General features: G+C 54.8%; 16 protein-coding genes and 4 pseudogenes. 10 read left to right on the forward strand and 10 right to left on the reverse strand.

Annotation, left to right across the window (positions count from 1 at the left end; all coding sequences use genetic code 11):
* Nucleotides 1-96 precede the first annotated feature (96 nt).
* The 8 genes from HU722_RS14995 to HU722_RS15030 are packed head-to-tail and all read left to right on the forward strand — an operon-like array spanning nucleotide 97 to nucleotide 7,155.
* Nucleotides 97-1,551, forward strand: a complete 1,455-nt coding sequence (locus HU722_RS14995) for a 2-hydroxymuconic semialdehyde dehydrogenase (protein WP_189683558.1) — start codon at nucleotides 97-99, stop codon at nucleotides 1,549-1,551.
* A gap of 20 nt (nucleotides 1,552-1,571) precedes the next feature.
* Entirely contained in the window at nucleotides 1,572-2,381 is an 810-nt protein-coding gene (locus HU722_RS15000) for a fumarylacetoacetate hydrolase family protein (protein WP_274611398.1), read from the forward strand.
* Nucleotides 2,381-3,337 (forward strand): acetaldehyde dehydrogenase (acetylating), encoded by a 957-nt coding sequence (locus tag HU722_RS15005; RefSeq protein WP_186753805.1) that lies wholly within the window; start codon nucleotides 2,381-2,383, stop codon nucleotides 3,335-3,337. The genes HU722_RS15000 and HU722_RS15005 overlap by 1 nt, the downstream gene beginning before the upstream one ends.
* 10 nt (nucleotides 3,338-3,347) lie before the next feature.
* Nucleotides 3,348-4,379 carry a 4-hydroxy-2-oxovalerate aldolase gene (gene dmpG / locus HU722_RS15010; protein ID WP_189683555.1) on the forward strand — a complete coding sequence of 344 codons (1,032 nt, stop codon included), beginning with the start codon at nucleotides 3,348-3,350 and terminating at the stop codon, nucleotides 4,377-4,379.
* Nucleotides 4,376-5,164 (forward strand): 2-keto-4-pentenoate hydratase, encoded by a 789-nt coding sequence (locus HU722_RS15015; RefSeq protein ID WP_186753807.1) that lies wholly within the window; start codon nucleotides 4,376-4,378, stop codon nucleotides 5,162-5,164. Before dmpG ends, HU722_RS15015 begins: the two co-directional genes overlap by 4 nt.
* Nucleotides 5,161-5,604: a RidA family protein gene (locus tag HU722_RS15020; RefSeq protein WP_186753809.1), complete on the forward strand. Its 444-nt coding sequence runs from the start codon at nucleotides 5,161-5,163 to the stop codon at nucleotides 5,602-5,604. Before HU722_RS15015 ends, HU722_RS15020 begins: the two co-directional genes overlap by 4 nt.
* Complete coding sequence (locus tag HU722_RS15025) at nucleotides 5,597-6,169, forward strand: 3-hydroxyanthranilate 3,4-dioxygenase (RefSeq protein WP_186753811.1); 573 nt, start codon at nucleotides 5,597-5,599, stop codon at nucleotides 6,167-6,169. Before HU722_RS15020 ends, HU722_RS15025 begins: the two co-directional genes overlap by 8 nt.
* Nucleotides 6,166-7,155, forward strand: coding sequence for an amidohydrolase family protein (locus tag HU722_RS15030; RefSeq protein ID WP_186753814.1), 990 nt, complete (start codon nucleotides 6,166-6,168; stop codon nucleotides 7,153-7,155). Before HU722_RS15025 ends, HU722_RS15030 begins: the two co-directional genes overlap by 4 nt.
* Before the next feature lie 262 nt (nucleotides 7,156-7,417).
* Here the strand turns inward: HU722_RS15030 and HU722_RS15035 are convergent.
* Nucleotides 7,418-8,026 (reverse strand): annotated as a pseudogene (locus HU722_RS15035) (site-specific integrase); the annotation flags it as partial.
* Between the two features lie 59 nt (nucleotides 8,027-8,085).
* Here HU722_RS15035 and HU722_RS15040 point away from each other — a divergent pair.
* A pseudogene (locus HU722_RS15040) lies at nucleotides 8,086-9,236 on the forward strand (IS3 family transposase).
* A 33-nt stretch (nucleotides 9,237-9,269) separates the two neighbouring features.
* Here HU722_RS15040 and HU722_RS15045 read toward each other — a convergent pair.
* From HU722_RS15045 to HU722_RS15065, 7 genes and pseudogenes are all read right to left on the reverse strand, one after another.
* Nucleotides 9,270-10,607 carry an autotransporter outer membrane beta-barrel domain-containing protein gene (locus tag HU722_RS15045; protein ID WP_186753816.1) on the reverse strand — a complete coding sequence of 446 codons (1,338 nt, stop codon included), beginning with the start codon at nucleotides 10,605-10,607 and terminating at the stop codon, nucleotides 9,270-9,272.
* Between the two features lie 104 nt (nucleotides 10,608-10,711).
* Complete coding sequence (locus HU722_RS28870; protein WP_225930627.1) at nucleotides 10,712-10,909, reverse strand: hypothetical protein; 198 nt, start codon at nucleotides 10,907-10,909, stop codon at nucleotides 10,712-10,714.
* Nucleotides 10,910-11,047: 138 nt separating this feature from the next.
* Nucleotides 11,048-11,293, reverse strand: coding sequence for a hypothetical protein (locus tag HU722_RS15050; protein ID WP_186753818.1), 246 nt, complete (start codon nucleotides 11,291-11,293; stop codon nucleotides 11,048-11,050).
* Between the two features lie 284 nt (nucleotides 11,294-11,577).
* Nucleotides 11,578-13,026, reverse strand: a complete 1,449-nt coding sequence (locus tag HU722_RS15055; protein ID WP_225930628.1) for a sensor domain-containing diguanylate cyclase — start codon at nucleotides 13,024-13,026, stop codon at nucleotides 11,578-11,580.
* Nucleotides 13,027-13,693: 667 nt separating this feature from the next.
* Entirely contained in the window at nucleotides 13,694-14,575 is an 882-nt protein-coding gene (locus tag HU722_RS29270) for a methyl-accepting chemotaxis protein (RefSeq protein ID WP_437182537.1), read from the reverse strand.
* Nucleotides 14,552-15,382 (reverse strand): annotated as a pseudogene (locus HU722_RS29275) (MCP four helix bundle domain-containing protein); the annotation flags it as partial. The pseudogene HU722_RS29275 and the gene HU722_RS29270, both read right to left, overlap by 24 nt.
* A 374-nt stretch (nucleotides 15,383-15,756) precedes the next feature.
* The gene (locus tag HU722_RS15065) at nucleotides 15,757-16,026 is read right to left on the reverse strand and encodes a hypothetical protein (protein WP_186753820.1); all 270 of its coding nucleotides are present in this window, start codon (nucleotides 16,024-16,026) and stop codon (nucleotides 15,757-15,759) included.
* A 482-nt stretch (nucleotides 16,027-16,508) separates the two neighbouring features.
* Here HU722_RS15065 and HU722_RS15070 point away from each other — a divergent pair, with 482 nt between their 5' ends.
* On the forward strand, nucleotides 16,509-16,874 hold the full coding sequence (locus HU722_RS15070; RefSeq protein ID WP_186604949.1) for a histone-like nucleoid-structuring protein, MvaT/MvaU family: 366 nt from the start codon (nucleotides 16,509-16,511) through the stop codon (nucleotides 16,872-16,874).
* A 341-nt stretch (nucleotides 16,875-17,215) separates the two neighbouring features.
* On the opposite strand, the gene HU722_RS15075 is transcribed toward HU722_RS15070, so the two are convergent.
* Together HU722_RS15075 and HU722_RS15080 are read right to left on the reverse strand one after the other, a co-directional pair.
* On the reverse strand, nucleotides 17,216-17,827 hold the full coding sequence (locus tag HU722_RS15075) for a lecithin retinol acyltransferase family protein (RefSeq protein ID WP_186753822.1): 612 nt from the start codon (nucleotides 17,825-17,827) through the stop codon (nucleotides 17,216-17,218).
* Nucleotides 17,828-17,958: 131 nt separating this feature from the next.
* Nucleotides 17,959-18,123: pseudogene (locus tag HU722_RS15080) on the reverse strand (single-stranded DNA-binding protein); the annotation flags it as partial.
* Between the last annotated feature and the right edge of the window lie 174 nt (nucleotides 18,124-18,297).

Raw genomic sequence — 18,297 nt, forward strand, 5'->3', positions numbered from 1 at the left:
AATACCCGGTCTCGATATCCTTATTATCCACTGATAACTACTCTCCCTAAACTTCCTCCAAATAATTCAGTTTCGGAGGTTGATGTGTCTGAACCCTTGCAGTTGCTGCGTAATTATATCTCGGGTGAATTTGTCGCAAGCGACCAGACCTTCCCTAATATTTCGCCCGTCGACGGCCGGACTCTGAGCCAGGTTTGCGAGGCTGACAGCGTTTTGGTAGAGCGTGCTGTGGCGGCAGCGAAAGCCGCCCAGTCGGGGCCTTGGGCTAATTTCAGCGCACGCGAACGAGCGCAGATGCTGCACAAGATTGCCGATGGCATCGAGCGCCGCTTTGATGATTTTGTCGCCGCCGAAGTGGCTGACACCGGTAGGCCTGTGCACCAGGCTCGCAGTCTCGATATCGCCCGTGGTGTCCATAACTTTCGAACCTTTGCCGAGCTGATCAATCAAGCTGGCAGTGAATGTTTTGAGATGCGTACGGGCGACGGCTCGGACGTGTTCAGCTTCTCGGTGCGTAAGCCTCATGGTGTGGTGGCGATCATTTCGCCTTGGAACCTGCCGATGTTGTTGATGACCTGGAAAGTTGCGCCGGCGCTGGCCTGTGGCAATTCGGTGGTGGTCAAGCCATCGGAAGACTCGCCATCCACCGCCACGTTACTTGCCGAAGTCATGCACGAAGTTGGTCTGCCAGCCGGCGTGTTTAACCTGGTGCATGGTTTCGGCCCAAACTCGGCGGGGGAGCTTCTAACGCGTAATCCAGACGTCGATGCGATCACCTTCACCGGCGAATCACGCACCGGTGCAACCATCATGAAAGTCGCTGCCGAAGGCGTGCGTGACGTCTCGTTCGAACTCGGCGGAAAAAACGCCGCCGTGGTGTTCGCCGATTGCGATTTCGACGCGGCCGTAGCGGGTGTTCTGCGCTCCAGCTTCACCAATTCCGGGCAGGTATGTCTGTGCTCGGAACGGGTTTATGTCGAGCGCCCGATCTACGAGCGATTCGTCGCCGCCATGAAGGCCGGTGCCGAGGCGCTGAAGATCGGTTACCCGGACGAAGACGGGGTCAATATGGGCTCGTTGATCTCACATAAACACCGCGACAAAGTCCTCGGTTATTTCGATCTGGCTCTTGCCGAAGGCGCGACCGTGGTGACGGGTGGCGGCGTACCTACCTTTGGCGATGAGCGTGATAACGGTGCCTATGTGCAGCCGACTATCTGGACGGGCTTGAGCGACGGTGCCCGTTGCGTGCGTGAGGAAGTCTTCGGTCCTGTGTGCCACATCGCGCCGTTCGACAGCGACGACGAAGTGGTGCGTCGAGTCAACGACTGTGCGTACGGTCTGGCTACTGCCGTGTGGACTCGCGACTTGAAGCGCGCGCACACCGTCACGCGTCAATTCCGCGTCGGTATGGTCTGGGTCAATACCTGGTTCCTGCGCGACTTGCGCACGCCGTTTGGTGGCACGCGACTATCCGGTATCGGCCGTGAGGGTGGTCGGCACTCCCTGGATTTCTATTCCGAAATCACCACCATTTGTATCAATCCATGATCCGTCTGGAGTCATCGACCATGCATGAAGACCTTATTGAAGCCGCAAGTCGGCTGCGCCAGGCCGAACGCAGCGGGCAACCTTGCGCGCCAGTGCGCGACTTGATTGCCAGTGCGCTCGCTGCCGACCCGACGGCTGATCCTGTCGCGCTCGCCTATGCCGTGCAGCAGTACAACACCCAAGCGGCAATCGACGCTGGCATGCGGCCGGTCGGCCGCAAAATCGGCCTCACCTCGCGCGCCGTGCAGCAACAGCTTGGCGTGAATCAGCCGGACTTCGGTTTGCTGTTCGCCAGCATGTCCCGTGGCGACGACCAACCCATCGCCTGGGCTGACACCGCACAGCCAAAAGTTGAAGCGGAAATTGCCCTGGTGCTGGAACACGACCTGTGCCACGAACAGCACACCATGGCTGATTTGATCCGCGCCACCGCATTTGCGTTGCCGGCCATCGAGATCGTCGGCAGCCGCATCGCCAACTGGGACATCCGCTTGGTCGACACCATCGCCGACAACGCGTCTTCGGGCCTGTTCGTGCTTGGCAGTCGCCCAGTGCAACTGGACAAGCTCGATCTGGTGCGTTGCGGCATGAGCATGACGCTCGCGGGCGAACCGGTTTCGGTCGGTGCTGGCGCAGCCTGTATGGGCAACCCGCTCAACGCTGCGTTGTGGCTCGCCGACACCATGACGCGTTTGGGCGTTCCGCTGCGCGCCGGGGACATTCTGCTGACTGGCGCACTCGGGCCGATGGTCGCTGCGCGGCCGGGCAATGTGTTCACCGCGCATATCCAGGGCCTGGGCAGCGTCACTGCTGCTTTCGACCATCAATAATGAGCGAGAACCGCAGCGTGAACAAAAAACTTAAAGTCGCGATCATTGGTTCCGGCAACATTGGCACCGACCTGATGATCAAGATCCTGCGTAACGCTAGGTACCTGGAAATGGCGGTGATGGTCGGTATCGACCCGGCCTCCGATGGTCTGGCCCGCGCGTCGCGGCTAGGCGTGGCGGTGACCCATGAGGGCGTCGAAGGCTTGACCCGGCTGGACGTGTTCAAAGACATCGACTTCGTGTTCGATGCCACTTCGGCCGGTGCCCACGTCAAGAACGATGCCTTCCTGCGCTCGATCAAACCCGGCATCCGACTGATCGACCTGACCCCGGCAGCCATAGGTCCGTACTGCGTGCCGGTGGTTAACCTGGAACAGAACCTGGATCAGCTCAACGTCAACATGGTCACCTGCGGCGGCCAGGCGACGATTCCGATGGTCGCTGCCGTGTCCCGCGTGGCCAAGGTGCACTACGCTGAAATTGTCGCCTCGATCGCCAGTAAATCCGCCGGTCCCGGCACCCGCGCCAATATCGACGAGTTTACCGAAACCACTTCAAAAGCCATCGAAGTGATTGGCGGCGCCACCAAGGGCAAGGCGATCATCGTGATGAACCCGGCCGAGCCGCCGCTGATGATGCGCGACACGGTTTTCGTGCTTTCCGAAGCGGCTGACCAGGCATTGGTCGAGTCTTCCATCATCGAAATGGCCGCTGCAGTGCACGCCTATGTGCCGGGCTATCGCCTCAAGCAGCAGGTGCAGTTCGATGTGATTTCTGAAGGCGCGCCGCTGCATATTCCGGGGCTGGGCACCTTCTCGGGCTTGAAGACCTCGATTTTCCTCGAAGTCGAAGGCGCCGCCCACTACCTGCCAGCCTACGCTGGAAACCTCGACATCATGACGTCTGCTGCCTTGGCCACCGCCGAGCGCATGGCACAGTCGATTTTGAGCGCCTGAGGAGACGATCATGGACATCAATAAAAAGCTCTACATCAGTGATGTTACCCTGCGCGACGGCAGCCACGCCATTCGCCACCAGTATTCGATCCAGAACGTCCAGGATATTGCCCGGGCGTTGGACGCGGCCCGCGTCGACAGCATCGAAGTGGCTCACGGCGATGGTCTTCAAGGTTCAAGCTTCAACTACGGCTTTGCCGCGCACACCGATCTTGAGTGGATCGAAGCGGCTGCCGACGTGATCAGTCATGCCAAGATCGCCACCTTGCTGTTGCCCGGTATAGGTTCTGTACATGACCTGAAGGCAGCCTACAACGCGGGTGCCCGGGTGGTGCGCATCGCCACTCATTGCACCGAAGCGGATGTGTCGAAACAGCACATCGAATATGCGCGCGAATTGGGTATGGATACCGTCGGTTTCCTGATGATGAGTCATATGATCGCCCCCGAGCAGTTGGCCGCTCAGGCCAAGCTGATGGAAAGCTACGGCGCCACCTGTGTGTACATGGCCGACTCCGGTGGGGCGATGAGCATGCAGGACGTACGCGAGCGCTTCCGTGCTTTCAAAGCCGTGCTCAAGCCAGAAACCGAAACGGGCATGCACGCCCACCACAACCTGAGCCTTGGAGTGGCCAACTCTATCACTGCGGTGGAGGAGGGCTGTGACCGTATCGATGCCAGCCTGGCCGGCATGGGCGCCGGTGCGGGTAACGCACCGCTGGAAGTGTTTATCGCCGCGGCCGAACGCATGGGCTGGAACCATGGCACCGACCTCTACACCTTGATGGATGCTGCCGACGACATCGTCCGCCCCCTGCAGGATCGTCCTGTGCGGGTTGACCGTGAAACCCTGGCCTTGGGTTATGCCGGGGTCTACTCCAGCTTCCTGCGTCACGCCGAAATCGCTGCGGCCAAGTATGGCCTTAAGACCCTCGACATCCTGGTCGAGCTGGGTAAGCGCCGGATGATCGGCGGCCAGGAAGACATGATCGTTGACGTCGCCCTCGATTTGCTGTCAGCCCGCAAGGAACAACGCCCATGAATACCCATATCGCGCATATCGCCAAGGCCCTTGATCACGCTGCACGAAAAGCCGAAGCACTGGCGCAGTTCAGCACGCAAACGCCATTCTCCCTTGAGGAGGCGTACCAGATTCAACGCGCCTCGATGCAGCATCGCTATGATGCCGGCGAACGCATGATCGGGCTTAAACTGGGCTTCACCAGCCGCGCCAAGATGATTCAAATGGGTGTTGACAGCTTAATCTGGGGCTGGCTCACCGATGCGATGCTCGAAGAGGATGGTGGCCTTGTCGATCTGAGTCGGTTCATTCATCCGCGAGCCGAACCTGAGGTGTGCTTCCTCACGCGCAAGACCATCGACCGGCCCCTGACACAACTCGAGGCCATCGATTATCTGGAAGCGGTGGCACCCGCCATCGAGATTATTGATTCGCGGTATCAGGCGTTCAAATTCACCTTGGAAGATGTGGTTGCCGACAACTGTTCGTCGTCCGGCCTGGTGGTGGGTGCATGGTCCCGTGACTTCGCGAACCTGGCCAACGCAGGGGTGCTGATGCGTATCAATGGTCGGGTGGTCCAGGCCGGTTCGACGGCGGCGATTCTCGGCCATCCGTTGCGAGGCCTGGTGCAGGCTTCGCAGTTGCTGGCCAAGGCAGAAATTTCTTTGCCTGCCGGCAGCCTTATCATGGCCGGTGCCGCAACCGCCGCCGAGGCCCTGAGCCCTGGGGCCCATGTCAGTGTCGAAATTGCCGGTTTCGGTGAGTGCGGCTTCAATGTTCCGACAGTGCAAGGGGAGGCGCAATGAGCACCAATCGATCCACCGTTGTTGCGGGTAAAGCAACGCCTCGCGGGCGCTTCCCGCACATCAAGCGTGCAGGTGATTTTCTCTACGTGTCAGGCACCAGTTCGCGACGTTCGGACAACAGCTTTGTCGGCGTCGAAGTTGACGCACTCGGCACCACCAATCTCGACATTCGCGCGCAGACCCGTGCGGTGATCGAAAACATTCGCGACATTCTGAGCAGCGAAGGGGCGACCCTCGACGATCTGGTGGAGCTCAGCAGTTATCTGATCGATATGAATGACTTCGGTGGCTACAACCAGGTTTACGCCGAGTACTTCGACGAAACCGGTCCGACCCGCACCACCGTAGCCGTGCATCAATTACCGCACCCGCACTTGCGCATCGAAATCAAAGCTGTGGCCTATTCGCCGCTTAAACGCCAAGGAGAACAAGATGAATAAGCATCATTTCAGTGCCCCCTTGAACTTCAATCGCTGGATTGAAGAAAATGCTCATCTGCTCAAGCCGCCCGTGGGCAATCAGCAGATCTGGAAGGACGCCAACACTATGGTCACTGTCGTCGGTGGCCCGAACCAGCGCACCGACTTTCATGATGATCCAGTGGAAGAGTTTTTTTATCAGTTCAAGGGCAATGCTTACCTGAACATCTGGGATCGCGGCCGCTACGAGCGCATTGATTTGCGTGAGGGTGACATGTACCTGATGGCGCCCCACGTCCTCCATTCGCCGCAACGGCCGGAGCCTGGCAGCTTGTGCCTGGTGGTTGAGCACGTGCGACCTGCAGGCTTGTTCGATGCGTTTCAATGGTCCTGTGCGCATTGCGGCTCGGTAGTCAAACGCTACGAAATGCAACTGCAAAGCATCGTCAACGACTTGCAGCCCGTCTACGAGCAGTTCTACGCCACCAGCGAAGAAGAGCGTCGCTGCCCAGGCTGCGGCGAAATCCACCCGGGCCGTGACTGGCGGACCTGGCACCAGACCCTTGAAGCAGTAAAGCGCCCATGAAAATCGACATGCATTCGCACTTTTTTCCGACCATCAGCCAGGCAGAGGCGGCCCGGCTGGATCCTGTCCGTGGGCCCTGGTTGCAAACCTCCGGGAGCACTGGACAGATCATGGTGGGAGATAAACCGTTTCGTCCAGTGCACGACGTACTCTGGGATATGCAGCGGCGTATCGAGCATCTCGACGAGCAGCAATTGGACGTACAGATCATGTGCGCGACGCCTGTCATGTTTGGCTACGACGTCCCCATCGAACGCGCCCTGCCTTGGGCGCAACTGATGAACGATCGCGCATTGGAAATGACGGCCATCGCGCCCGACCGGCTCAAGGTGTTGGCACAAGTACCGCTGCAAGACATCGACGCGGCCTGCCGCGAAGCCAGCCGTGCCAAGACTGCCGGCCATGTCGGCGTGCAAATTGGCAACCACGTCGGCAATCAGGATCTTGATGACGAGGGATTGGTGACCTTCTTCATCCATTGCGCTGAAAACGATATACCGGTGTTGGTGCATCCTTGGGACATGATGGGCGGCGAGCGCATGCGTAAGTGGATGCTGCCGTGGCTGGTGGCGATGCCGGCGGAAACTCAATTGGGGATTTTGTCGCTCATCCTTTCAGGCGCTTTCGAGCGCATTCCAACGTCGCTGCGTCTGTGCTTCGCCCATGGTGGCGGTGGTTTTGCGTTTTTGCTGGGGCGTGTCGATAACGCCTGGCAGCACCGCGACATTGTCCGCGAAGATTGTCCGCACCTGCCGTCGAGCTACGTCAAACGTTTCTATGTCGACTCCGCAGTGTTCAATCCGCGCTCACTAAAACTGCTGACAGACGTGATGGGAAGCGACCGGGTCATGCTCGGCTCTGACTCGCCGTTTCCCCTCGGCGAGCAACGCATCGGTTCTGGCGTTATTGAGAGTCCCGAACTGGCTCAAGACGACAAGGCCCTTATCCTCGGGAGAAACGCCCAAGTCTTTTTTGGTCTGACCTGACCGAGGTCTGAAGGTCGCTGCGCAGGCATCACCGTGACGCGATGGTAGCTTGGGGCCGCTGGTACAATCGCGCATCAACAAATCGGTAAGCCCGCTGTCAGGCGCAGGGAAATTTGTTCGTGAGTACCCGGTTCGGCTGTTCCTGAACAAGCAGTACACAGTGCCATTTCCTAGCAGTGGTCCGGTGTAAACCGCCCCCGAACCGCGGTTAGACCTGAACGCAGTGAACAACAGCGCCTGGCTTGCTGACTTTAGCTAAATTCTAACCCCTATCCTTGATGCCTAGCCCCTTTACTGACTTGGCTCGATTCTGATCCAGCGAGTTGTAATAGGTGTTTTGAGTTGTCGACATACTCTCGTGGCGTAAGTCAGCTTGAAGATCCTTGATGTCGCGAAATGGTGCGTCAAATGTAGCCGCCGTGTGACGCAACCAATGTAGGGATGCCGACCGAAGCTTATCCATCTCCAAGTCAGTTTGATCCTCGTCCTTCATGCGCTGAAGTGATTTATCAAACACCATTTGAATGAGGGCACGAATGTAACGATCTGACAGGCCAGCCCGACCTCTGACCGTTGTGACCAGTGGAGTACTTTCCTTGTAAGACGGCAGCGGCGGAAGGGAAAGGGTGGTCCGATATCGCTTCAAGTAGTCTTCAATGTATTCGTCACGTACGCTAACTTTCGCGGACTTATTACCTTTACCCACGACGTTGAACCACCAATTCTCACCGTCAAATTCGAACGAACCCATTGTAGGTATCCAATTGTCCCGACCGACGAGATCAGAAATTCGGAGATAGAGAGAGAAGAGGGTGGCCACAATAAATAACGTTCGCTCGTGCCTAGGATCCTCTGCGGCCATGACTTCTGAATCGCCCCGGGTTTCGTAGACACCCCTTTGCCTTAAACTGAGGCCAATTAGGAGGTGCCATGAGCAACCCGCGTTACCCCGAAGAATTCAAAATCCAAGCGGTCAATCAAGTGACCGAAAAGAAGCTTCCTGTTGCTGATGTGGCAACACGTCTTGGTGTGTCGACGCATAGCCTCTATGCCTGGATAAAGCGCTATAGCAAACGTTTAGAAGAACGACAGCAAGACGATGATCAACACGCTGAACTGCGTCGTCTGCGAGCAGAACTCAAACGCGTCACTGAAGAGCGAGACATCTTAAAAAAGGCCGCCGCGTACTTTGCCAAGGAGTGCGGCTGAAGTACGCCTTTATCCAGCAGCGCGCTGGCGACTATTCGATTCGACGGCTTTGCCTGATGCTGAAAGTCCATCCCAGCGGTTATTACGCCTGGCTGTCTGAGCCGCAATCTTTACGCGCCAAAGACGACCAGCGACTGCTGGCTTTGATCAAGCATTCCTGGCTGGAGAGCGGCGGTGTTTATGGCTATCGCAAAATCCATGACGATCTGCGCGAGGTCGGTGAGGATTGTGGTCGTCATCGTGTGGCGAGGCTGATGCGTCTTGAAGGTCTGCGTTCTCAGACAGGTTAGCGACGCCGCCCTGGAAAGTACGGCGGTAAGCCAGCGGTCGCCTCACCCAATTTGCTGAAGCGCCAGTTCGATGTCGTGAAACCCAACAAGGTTTGGGTCACCGACATCACCTACATTCGTACTTATGAAGGTTGGTTGTATTTGGCAGTGGTGCTGGATCTGTTTTCTCGCCAGGTCGTTGGCTGGTCAATGAAGGCGCAGATGACCAGTGATTTGGCTATTGATGCGTTGTTGATGGCGGTTTGGAGGCGTAAACCTAAGCAAGAGGTGATGGTTCATTCCGACCAAGGTAGCCAGTACAGCAGCTCCGATTGGCGCAGCTTTTTGAAGGCAAACAATTTGGTTGCCAGCATGAGTCGCAGAGGCAACTGCCATGACAACGCCGTGGCCGAGAGCTTTTTCCAGCTTCTGAAACGAGAACGGATCAAGCGAAAAATTTACACCACGCGGGAAGATGCGCGTAGTGATGTGTTCGATTACATCGAGATGTTCTACAACGTAAAACGCCGTCATGGTTTCAACAATCAGCTGTCACCGGTAGAGTTTGAAAAGCGTTACGCAGCGAGCCTGGAGAGTGTCTAGAGAACCAGGGGCGATTCAGCTTACTGGTGTCGATTAGAAAGTGAGTTGATACGAAGCGGCTAGCCAGAGGTTGGGCATTTCACTCTTTGAGGTACCGTTGAGCATCAACGTAGCCTTTCCTGGCCCAATCAGTCCTTCGATACCCGCACCGGCCTTAACCCAGTCGTTGCGTACCTGTTCTCCTGGCAAACTGAAGTCAAATACACCAGTGACCTCGCCGCTGACGCCAGAGGTGCGGTCTTCGAAGCGATGGACCGCTTCTAGGTTGCTCACGAAGTTGAAGCCTGCAAGGGGTAGGGGTGTTTGCGTATTGAAGCCGAGGCGGGCTTCGCTGTAGTCGTCGCTCTGGCCGTCGAATCTGGCCGGAAAGGTGCCGCTCTTCTCGGTGTAGCCGTCAATACGCGACTGGGTGTAACTCAGGTCGACATACGGACTAATGCCTGTTTCGTGCAGGGTGAGGGCGTCGACCCAGTCTAGACGAGCACGTACGCCCCAAATATTGGTGTTAGGGCTGCCTTTGGAGACTTCATTGCGACCCATGTTGATGTAGCCACGGCGGATGTCGCTTTCCCCCCAGTGACCGAAACCGCCCAGCGTTGCATAGATTCTCTCGGGCTCATAAACAGGCACGATGGCTTCGAGCATGAGGTATTGGCCATCCGCGTCGACTCGCCCGTTGTCTGTAAGGTGCTGCCGTGCCCAAGTCTGGCCGAGCGTAGCATTAAGTTGGACGAAGCCTAAGTTGTGGCCAATCCCAATTTCCGCCAAGCCGCTGGATCCTTCGCGACGCCCATGATCATCACGGCCCCAGTCGCCGCCGAACCAAACGGTATTCTTGCCGGGTTCGACTAGGCGAGACAGCGGACGGCTATGGGCACCATTCATAAGCATGTTGATATTGCTGGTGATCGAATTCACGCCAGCTGCAGTGGAGGCCAGGGAGGAGGCCACCGAGCCCAGAGTCAGTTGGACCTGCTGAATGACTTCGCTGCTGCCGGTGGCGTAGCTGTAGCTGCCCGTTTTTTGCGGGCAGCCTTGAGGACAATCAGTAACTCTACCGCCGCTACCATAAGTAATGCTTACGTAGTTTCCACTCAAACCGTACGCGAACAGGACGAGCCCCGAATTTTGTGCTCGGTAATAGATCTCATTGAGTGAAAAAGCAAGGGACTGGTTTCCCCACCAAGGCTGGGACTCCAGCAAAGCGGAGGACGCGTTGTAGCTGGTGTTGACCGAAGTGATGGTATAGATCGAACCATTAAGGCTGCCAGTAACGACCGGGGCTGGGAGGGCCTGAACATTCGAGATTCCGCTGATTAGCGTGCTGATGAAAATGCTGGCTGACAGGATTTTTTTATTGGCGTGACGCATAGATCCCTCTCTTGTTTAGCGCCGCCAATGACCTATTGGGGGAGCGATTATGAAATCGACGCGTATATTGTACTGTGATGTGGCCATTTGCGACTCACCTATATCTAACTCGTACTCTTTCCCTTCAGCTTGGCTAGCCCTAGCTTGATGTGCCCGGTCTTCTCGCCAGTCGTCCACAAGACTTCCCGAACGTTTTCTCCAACTTCGGTCGCGCCTTGCTTTTCAGCATGAAGCGTCAGCTCCATCAGGGCGGCCTCTAGCCCGAGCTGATTTTGGTACATCCTCTCCAACAAGTCCGACATCGGACGCGGTGGGGAGGGCGGCTGCGGCGATAATAGGCTGCTTTCGGCCAATCCCCACCACGCGGCCCACCACCGTTTCGCGGATCGCGTGCTGGCTGACCAAGGCGCTCAAGGTGTCGGCCTGGATCGCCTCTCCGTTCATGGCGCCAGCTCCCGCCGGCGGCGTGCGGCGGCGTCATCAACGGCGATAAACAACCCCTCAATCGTAGCGGGGGTTAGCGCGCGTGCGGCCTCCACCCCCTCCACAAAACCTTCTGCGCGCTCTTGGACCAGTGCCAAGGAGTGCACATCTGCTGCGCGGCCGAGGCGTGCCAGGTGATTGGCGAGTTTGGTGCGGACCAGATCGGGCATGCTGACACCATTGCGCGAGAATACGACGCTCATTCTTTCACCTATTATTGTTGAGGTGAGGGATAACGCCAGGAAGGCGCTTCCTGATCGAATTAGCGGTCACTGCGTAAAACCACCGCTGTGGGGGTTGGTCTACCAGCGCAGGGGGGGCTGGTTTTCACCGGCCCACAAAAAAGCCCCCACACTGGCTTCAAGTGTAGGGGCCTTTTGAACATAAGCGGCGTTATTCGCATTGAGTAGCACGCCGCTGACCTGAGGAAACCTGCACTGTTGATTTAAAAGGACCTGCGGGGGATTCGATCTGTAGCAGCGACACTCTATGTTTCGAGGACTTCCCGCTCCTGATGTTCAACTCGATTGCGCCCCAGTTTTTTTGCGCGATACAGAAGACCGTCGGCCTTTTCCAGCAAATCAGTCGAGACAATTACGCCATCTTGATGGTTGGAAGCGACACCTGCGCTGATGGTGACAATACCTGCTGCATTGCCCCGGTGTTCAATTTTTGCAGCTTCTATTACTGATCGCACTTTATCAGCGACCTGTATGGCACCTGCCAGATCCGTCTCTGGAAGTAGGATTACAAACTCCTCCCCGCCATACCGGGCAGCCAAGTCGGCAGGGCGTCTTATATGGTCTCCTATTAACTGTGCGATTTGCCTCAAACATTCGTCACCAAGAACATGGCCATAATGGTCGTTGTACTGTTTGAACCAATCTATATCGATCAGTATAAGTGCTACGCTATTTCCAGTGCGGCATGCTCTTGACCACTCTTGTGCCAGAGCAGCGTCGAAACACCTACGGTTAGGCAACCCAGTCAGGCTATCTGTTTTAGCAATATGCTCTAAATCACATTGCGCAAGACGCAGTTCCTCTTCTGCCACCAACAAACGTTGAATTTGTCGGTAAAAGAGAAACCCCAGGCTGGTCAGCACAAAAATTATAAGCACAACCATAATGGATGCTTGATAGACGTAGGTCCACCATGTTGAAAATACCGATTCTAACGACAATCCTGCTGCTGCGACTATCGGGAGGCCCTTTATACGGCTATACGCATAGATTCGCTCTACTCCATCCACGACCGACGTCCAGTTTGCTGTTCCCTCGTCGCTGCTTTTTAAATATCGACTAAACAGCTCTCCCTTTGCGATATTAGTCGTCATTAGCGCGTCAATCATTGGTCGGCGGGCCAGCAAATCGCCGTTATCCAGTGCAAGCAGTATCACTCCTTGTTTGTCGACGTCTAAGCGATCAAAGAAACTTTGAAAGTAGGCGACGGACAACGTCGCCAAAACCACGCCGCTGAAGCTGCCATCTGGGTATTGGGTGCGGCGGCTTACAGGAATGATCATGTCGCCGGTGGTGCGGCTCAAAATGACCTGGCCTATATGAATGGCCGAGCCAGGATGGTTCTTGTGGTAGATAAAATAAGAACGATCGCTATTGTTCTTTGCGACAGTCTCTGATGAGAACGAATTTACTAACCAGTCGCCATTTTTGTCGTAAATGAACAACCCTTGAATTCCGTCGGTTGCCTCAACGTTTTTGGCCATCACTTTCGATAACCGAAGTCTCTGTTCGGCGTCAAGTTTGTCATTTTCAACGCGCTCTGCAAGGTTACTGAGAATACTTTCAGCCTGACGCAAGGTATCTTGAGCCTGCTGATCAGAAGCGCGAACAATGTTATGGACAGCGATTTTGGCATTCGTCAATCGTTCGTCCGCCGACTGCTTTAACTGCCAAGCAATTGCGGACACCAGCATGGCACATACCAAAAATATGAAAGCTACCAGGCCCACAGAAAGAGCTTTAGGTGTTAATCGACCAGACACGAACGTAATGGTTTTAATGGACCTCTTCATAGTGTCGATGTGCTGAACCTTACTGTGAATTTTCTACATTCAACAATTTCCAGGTTAAGCATACCCACAGCGATCTGAATACCGAATCAATATGGGCTTAATAAGCCCAACATGCACGCTATGAATCTACGCAAGGTCAAGGTTACGCAACCGCTGTGATGGGCGCGCCCGGTGCGAGGGACCAAGGTCGGCGGCCAAATGAAATGCCCACCGTACACTCAGTGACGGGATCAACTTTACGCACCAAAACAGAGCACCAGTCCCATGGTGGTCCCATGGGGCTATTTTTCGGACACCAAAAACCACAAACCCCCGACTTTCTCTAGGAAAATCAGGGGTTTGCGTTTTGAGAATGTGGCGGTGAAGGAGAGATTCGAACCCTCATCACTTCAGGCGTCGACAGCGTCCGATTCAGCGCCTGCAATGACTGCTATTGGCCGATTTCCGCCGGTGCTGACCGGCTGCAATGGGTAGATTGCTACCCGTCTCCACCGCCACCGGCAGTAACCGGCCAAAAGTGGTCGCCCAATATCTGAGAAAACCGGAGTGGATTCACACATCTGCAACCCTACATATGGAACTGCTTAACCAGCCGATTCAATTCGACCGCAAGCTTAGTAAGTTCAGAAGTTGCGAGAGCTGTTTGACTAGATCCCTCTGACGCTTGATTTGACAGGTCCCGTATGCTGACCAGGCTGCGATCCACCTCCCTGGCAACCTGAGCCTGCTCTTCCGACGCAGTTGCGATCAAAACATTGCGCTCGGTGATATTATCAATTGACTCAGTGATCTCCACCAACGCACTCCCTGCGCCTTGGGCCGTGTCAAGAGTTCTCTGAGCTTGGGCGTTAGTGTGAGTCATTGCCGAAACAGCCGCACCAGATCCTTTCTGAATCGAGCTGATCATCTGCTCAATCTCACTGGTTGATTGCTGCGTACGATGAGCTAAAGCCCTCACTTCATCCGCCACTACTGCGAAGCCTCGACCCGCCTCACCGGCTCGAGCAGCTTCGATAGCAGCGTTCAAAGCAAGAAGGTTGGTCTGTTCGGCGATAGCCCGTATCACATCCAAAACTTTGCTAATGTCGGTTGCCATAACTGCGAGCCCTTGTACCTCTAGGGATGCGTCTTCAACATTCGCGACCATTAGACTGATGGCCTGAACGGTTTCATCTACTCGTGCACGACCTGCCAGCGCGGCAGAATTGGATCGATTGGCTGCTTCCGATGCTGCTGAAGCATTTCTGGCTACTTCCTCTACAGCTGCGCTCATTTCGGTAACGGCAGTAGCAGCCATCTCAACTTCGTTATTCTGACGCTGCATACCTTTATTAGCGTCCTCAGTGACTGCATGCATTTCTTCAGAAGTCGACGCTAGCTGGTTAGACGAGTCAGATATCAAAGAAAGCGTACTTCGAAGACCATGTTGCATAGCTTTCAACGCTTGCATGAGCTTGGCAAATTCATCGTGTCCCTGCACTCCGATGACCTGGCTAAGATCATTTTTGGCAATACGCTCGGCAATAGCCAGTGACTGACTAAGCGGGCTAGTAACACTGCGGGTATACATCAGGGCGAGAGTAGTGGCAGCCAATATGCTGACCAAGATAAAGCTGCCAACAATCAGTTGTGCGTGCTCGTAGATAAGAGTAGCTTCTTCGCCTGCCTTTTTAGCTTTATTGTTGTTCAGCGCAATCAGCTTTTCTATGTCGCGTTCCACAGTGTCTGCAGACTGCTTCATTGCTTCGTTGGATAACTTGACAGCCTTATCCAAGCTGCCAGAAGAAATGAACGATATGTACTCATCCTGTACTTTCTGAAAACCGGCGTAGCTCTGGGATAGCTCACCAAAAAACTGTTTTCCCATTGGCGTCACTATAAGCTGCTCAAGCTTCGAAAGCAGTCCCTGGACGTTAGCTCGGGCCTCCCTTACATCATCAAGTGCTTCAGTTTTACGATTTTCTGGCTCTACGGGATTACGCAACCGCGCATTGCTGCCTCTAATACTTACAAACTCCCTGTCAATCATTCCCAGCAGAGATATGCTAGGCACGACATTGGTTTCTACGAATTTTTCAGAAGCATTCAAACTTGCAACCTGCTTGAGAGCGATTACCCCCAACGCAATAATCATCAGGCAGAAGAATCCGAAGCAAAGCGCCGAGCGTGGAGCAAGATTTAGCCTGCGCAATATCATAGTGAAGTTCCTCATGGTTTTATCTGTCTCGACGCTTCCGATCAGTCCTGAAGCCACCATTCGTCACCACAAAGAAAGCACCCAATGAACGCGCGGTTTCAAACGCAAAAAACATGTGTCTGAATGTGACCGCTGCAAACTCTGGAAGGCTCAAGCGATTCAGATTTCGGAGATGCTCGTGTTGTCCGCTTTTGGCCGGTTTCGGTCTTTCGGGACTGGCTACAATCGACCCAGAGCAGCCCTTCTGGGAGGGCAAAAAAACGGCCTCCAGGAGAGTTCTATTAATTTCTGACGCGAACGTCCAAGCCTTTACGGTAATGCTTTGTTCTAATTATCCGTTTCTTGACCGCCATAAATATTATTGCGCGAGATCAATGATGTCTGCGGCCATTGGATGCCGCACTGACGCAATGCGACCTCCAGCGGTTGCTTCACTACATATGCTCCAAATATTCTATGGAGACCTCTCCGCCGATGTAAGGGCCGTCACCACTACAATCCATTACCGGCTCGTCAAAATCAACCCAGACACTCGTGATAACTCTTTCTTTGCCAGCAATCGTTCGCTGAGTACTAGTGAATGCCACCTCGCCATCCAAAGCTTCTTTTACAAATTCTGGCGGTAACGAAACCACTCCAACTCCACCATTCGGCCACCACAAGTGCGGCTTAATTTTTATTCTATCACCATCTTTAAACTTCATTTATTTTGGACCATGTTGCCGACTTTGATTTTCCATTTACCATTCGGTTAATGGGCTGGCTTTATCCGTCCCAGTGAGCATGGCCAACGATTTTAGCGCATTTTTATGTCTTGCTGTTTTCCGCTAATCTTGCTGGTCAAAAATGGTGCGCATGAATGGTTAAGTCGAATGCACAGGAAGGCGAGCCCGTGCAATTCCCAGCCGGGGATCCGAAAATGGCGGAGAGAAAATTCTGAATCGCCCCAGATTCTCTAGACACCTTGCAAGCTCATTGCGTAACGCTTTTCAAACTCTACGGTCATCCTGGACTAGGTGCTTCAAGGCGGTAGCCATAGGAAACACAACGTTTTGGGACGACATATCAAGCCAGACGCAGGTGTCCAGCATTACTAAATGCATTGAAGCTTCCTTTCAGTTTGCCGATTGCTAGACTTGACCGTAGCCATCACCGGATAATGGCTATCAACATACAGGAGCGTAAAATGTCTCGTCTCGCAGAATTCCGTCAGCTTGAAAAACACCTATCTGAGCAACTGGCCGCTCTTGAGGCTATGAAAAGCGACGAAGGTCTAAAAAAAGAGGTCGAGTTCGAAACCAAACTTCGCGCACTGCTCGCTGAGTACAGCTACAGCCTGCGCAACGTGATCGCTATTCTCGATCCTCAGGCATCCACACGCGTTGCTACCGCAGCAGCTCCAAAGGCTGTGCGCAAGGCACGTGACGTCAAGATCTACAAGAATCCGAATTCCGGTGAGCTGATCGAAACCAAGGGCGGTAACCATCGTCAGTTGAAAGAATGGAAAAACGAGTTCGGCGCTGACGTTGTTGAGTCATGGCGCACTCAGTAAGACTGTTTGAGTAAAAACAATCAGGGCCCTGCGGGGCCCTTTTTCATGAGATATATAAATGTTCAATTGTAAGCGGATGGGGTCGGGGTAGGGATGGCAGTTACCTGACACCCCCCGCTCAGATCCGTACGTGCGGAACTACCGCATACGGCTCTTGCCTCGGGTACCACAGCAGCAATTGTCGGCCAGGTGGCGGGGGCGTATTACGGTGTGCAGGGGATTCCAGAGGACTAGTTGGGCAAGGTGTGGATGGGTGAGCACATTCGGACGGTTACGGATGAGCTGATGCAAACGGGGCCAAGATCGTGAGCGAACATTGAAAGCCGTGACGCTGTGTTGTATTAGTCCTCCCATAACCAGCCGATGATACCGCCAACCACTGCACATGCCGCAACTACGGGTAGCACAATCGGTGCTGCACTCAGCCCCACAGCAGTTGCTATCCCGACGGTTGCCCCCCCTGCGAAGGTCCCCGTCTTCGCCCCTACGAATCCACCAGCAACGGCTCGAGATAGGGCATGTTTCACTACAGCCTCGGCTGGTTTCTGCATAGCCTGTCGTGCAGCATAGTGAGCGCCGCCGGCCGCCAATGCCTTACTGGCCGAGTCTTGCACCTGCTCGCTCGTCGCGCACCCCGTCACGCACCAGGTAGCAAAGTGTTCGCAGTTGCTGAAAATTAAATGATATTTGACGTTGCCGTCTTTGAGTCGCTGGCGAGCGCGTTGCACGATACGAGGTTGCGAGTAGCGGGGGGCTTCGTAGCGCCTGATTGAGTAACCGTTGCCTGCACAAAACTCCTTCAGCGAGGTATCTTCGATAGATCCCTTTTTGAAGGCCTCACTGTATCCGGCGTGGTGAATCACACGGTCAAGTCCGACATAAATGCCATGGTGTTCGTAGCCAAACCTAGGCGAGTGAAGATGTGCACCAAGAGGGATCCAGTCTTTACTCATAGCTCGTCAAACCGATTGTTTGATGGAGTGCGCTTTTCAGCGGGTTTTAAATGGTTTTACGGTGAAATTGAGGCGGTGTCCATATCTCAGGACATCTTCCGAGAGGTCGCCTGCCAGAGCGTTTCTATGTCTCAAGGTTCTCCGCTCGTGCCTTCATGCGGCGCAGCCTTCGCCCCTAAAACAACCGACTCCACCCGATATGGCAAAATCCCCACTCGCCGTGCCTCAACCTTAAATGTCACCTGCTCATTCTCATCCTGATCCTCCCACGTATCCCTCACCGTGCGCCCCTCCATGTGTTCAGTCTCGGAAAGTCATGGTGACTGCTTTCGGCCGATTTTGTTGAAAAAATGGGGTGTGGCTTTAAACAGAACATCTGGCTAGTTGAATAGGCCGCTCCACATTGTGTGACCACCGATGCGGCACGGGGTATCTTCAAAGGCACTTTCTTGTGCCCTCGATCTGGATAC

The organism is Pseudomonas tritici (assembly GCF_014268275.3).
Classification (GTDB): Bacteria; Pseudomonadota; Gammaproteobacteria; order Pseudomonadales; family Pseudomonadaceae; genus Aquipseudomonas; species Aquipseudomonas tritici.

What these genes read in the sequence shown, in the direction of transcription:
- HU722_RS15000 (WP_274611398.1), top strand. Translation starts at nt 1,572, where the DNA reads ATGCATGAAGACCTTATTGAAGCCGCAAGTCGGCTGCGCCAGGCCGAA.
- HU722_RS15005 (WP_186753805.1), top strand. Translation starts at nt 2,381, where the DNA reads ATGAGCGAGAACCGCAGCGTGAACAAAAAACTTAAAGTCGCGATCATT.
- dmpG (WP_189683555.1), top strand. Translation starts at nt 3,348, where the DNA reads ATGGACATCAATAAAAAGCTCTACATCAGTGATGTTACCCTGCGCGAC.
- HU722_RS15015 (WP_186753807.1), top strand. Translation starts at nt 4,376, where the DNA reads ATGAATACCCATATCGCGCATATCGCCAAGGCCCTTGATCACGCTGCA.
- HU722_RS15020 (WP_186753809.1), top strand. Translation starts at nt 5,161, where the DNA reads ATGAGCACCAATCGATCCACCGTTGTTGCGGGTAAAGCAACGCCTCGC.
- HU722_RS15025 (WP_186753811.1), top strand. Translation starts at nt 5,597, where the DNA reads ATGAATAAGCATCATTTCAGTGCCCCCTTGAACTTCAATCGCTGGATT.
- HU722_RS15030 (WP_186753814.1), top strand. Translation starts at nt 6,166, where the DNA reads ATGAAAATCGACATGCATTCGCACTTTTTTCCGACCATCAGCCAGGCA.
- HU722_RS15045 (WP_186753816.1), bottom strand. Translation starts at nt 10,607, where the DNA reads ATGCGTCACGCCAATAAAAAAATCCTGTCAGCCAGCATTTTCATCAGC.
- HU722_RS28870 (WP_225930627.1), bottom strand. Translation starts at nt 10,909, where the DNA reads ATGTCGGACTTGTTGGAGAGGATGTACCAAAATCAGCTCGGGCTAGAG.
- HU722_RS15050 (WP_186753818.1), bottom strand. Translation starts at nt 11,293, where the DNA reads ATGAGCGTCGTATTCTCGCGCAATGGTGTCAGCATGCCCGATCTGGTC.
- HU722_RS15055 (WP_225930628.1), bottom strand. Translation starts at nt 13,026, where the DNA reads ATGCTGGTGTCCGCAATTGCTTGGCAGTTAAAGCAGTCGGCGGACGAA.
- HU722_RS29270 (WP_437182537.1), bottom strand. Translation starts at nt 14,575, where the DNA reads ATGCAAGCGTTGAAAGCTATGCAACATGGTCTTCGAAGTACGCTTTCT.
- HU722_RS15065 (WP_186753820.1), bottom strand. Translation starts at nt 16,026, where the DNA reads ATGAAGTTTAAAGATGGTGATAGAATAAAAATTAAGCCGCACTTGTGG.
- HU722_RS15070 (WP_186604949.1), top strand. Translation starts at nt 16,509, where the DNA reads ATGTCTCGTCTCGCAGAATTCCGTCAGCTTGAAAAACACCTATCTGAG.
- HU722_RS15075 (WP_186753822.1), bottom strand. Translation starts at nt 17,827, where the DNA reads ATGAGTAAAGACTGGATCCCTCTTGGTGCACATCTTCACTCGCCTAGG.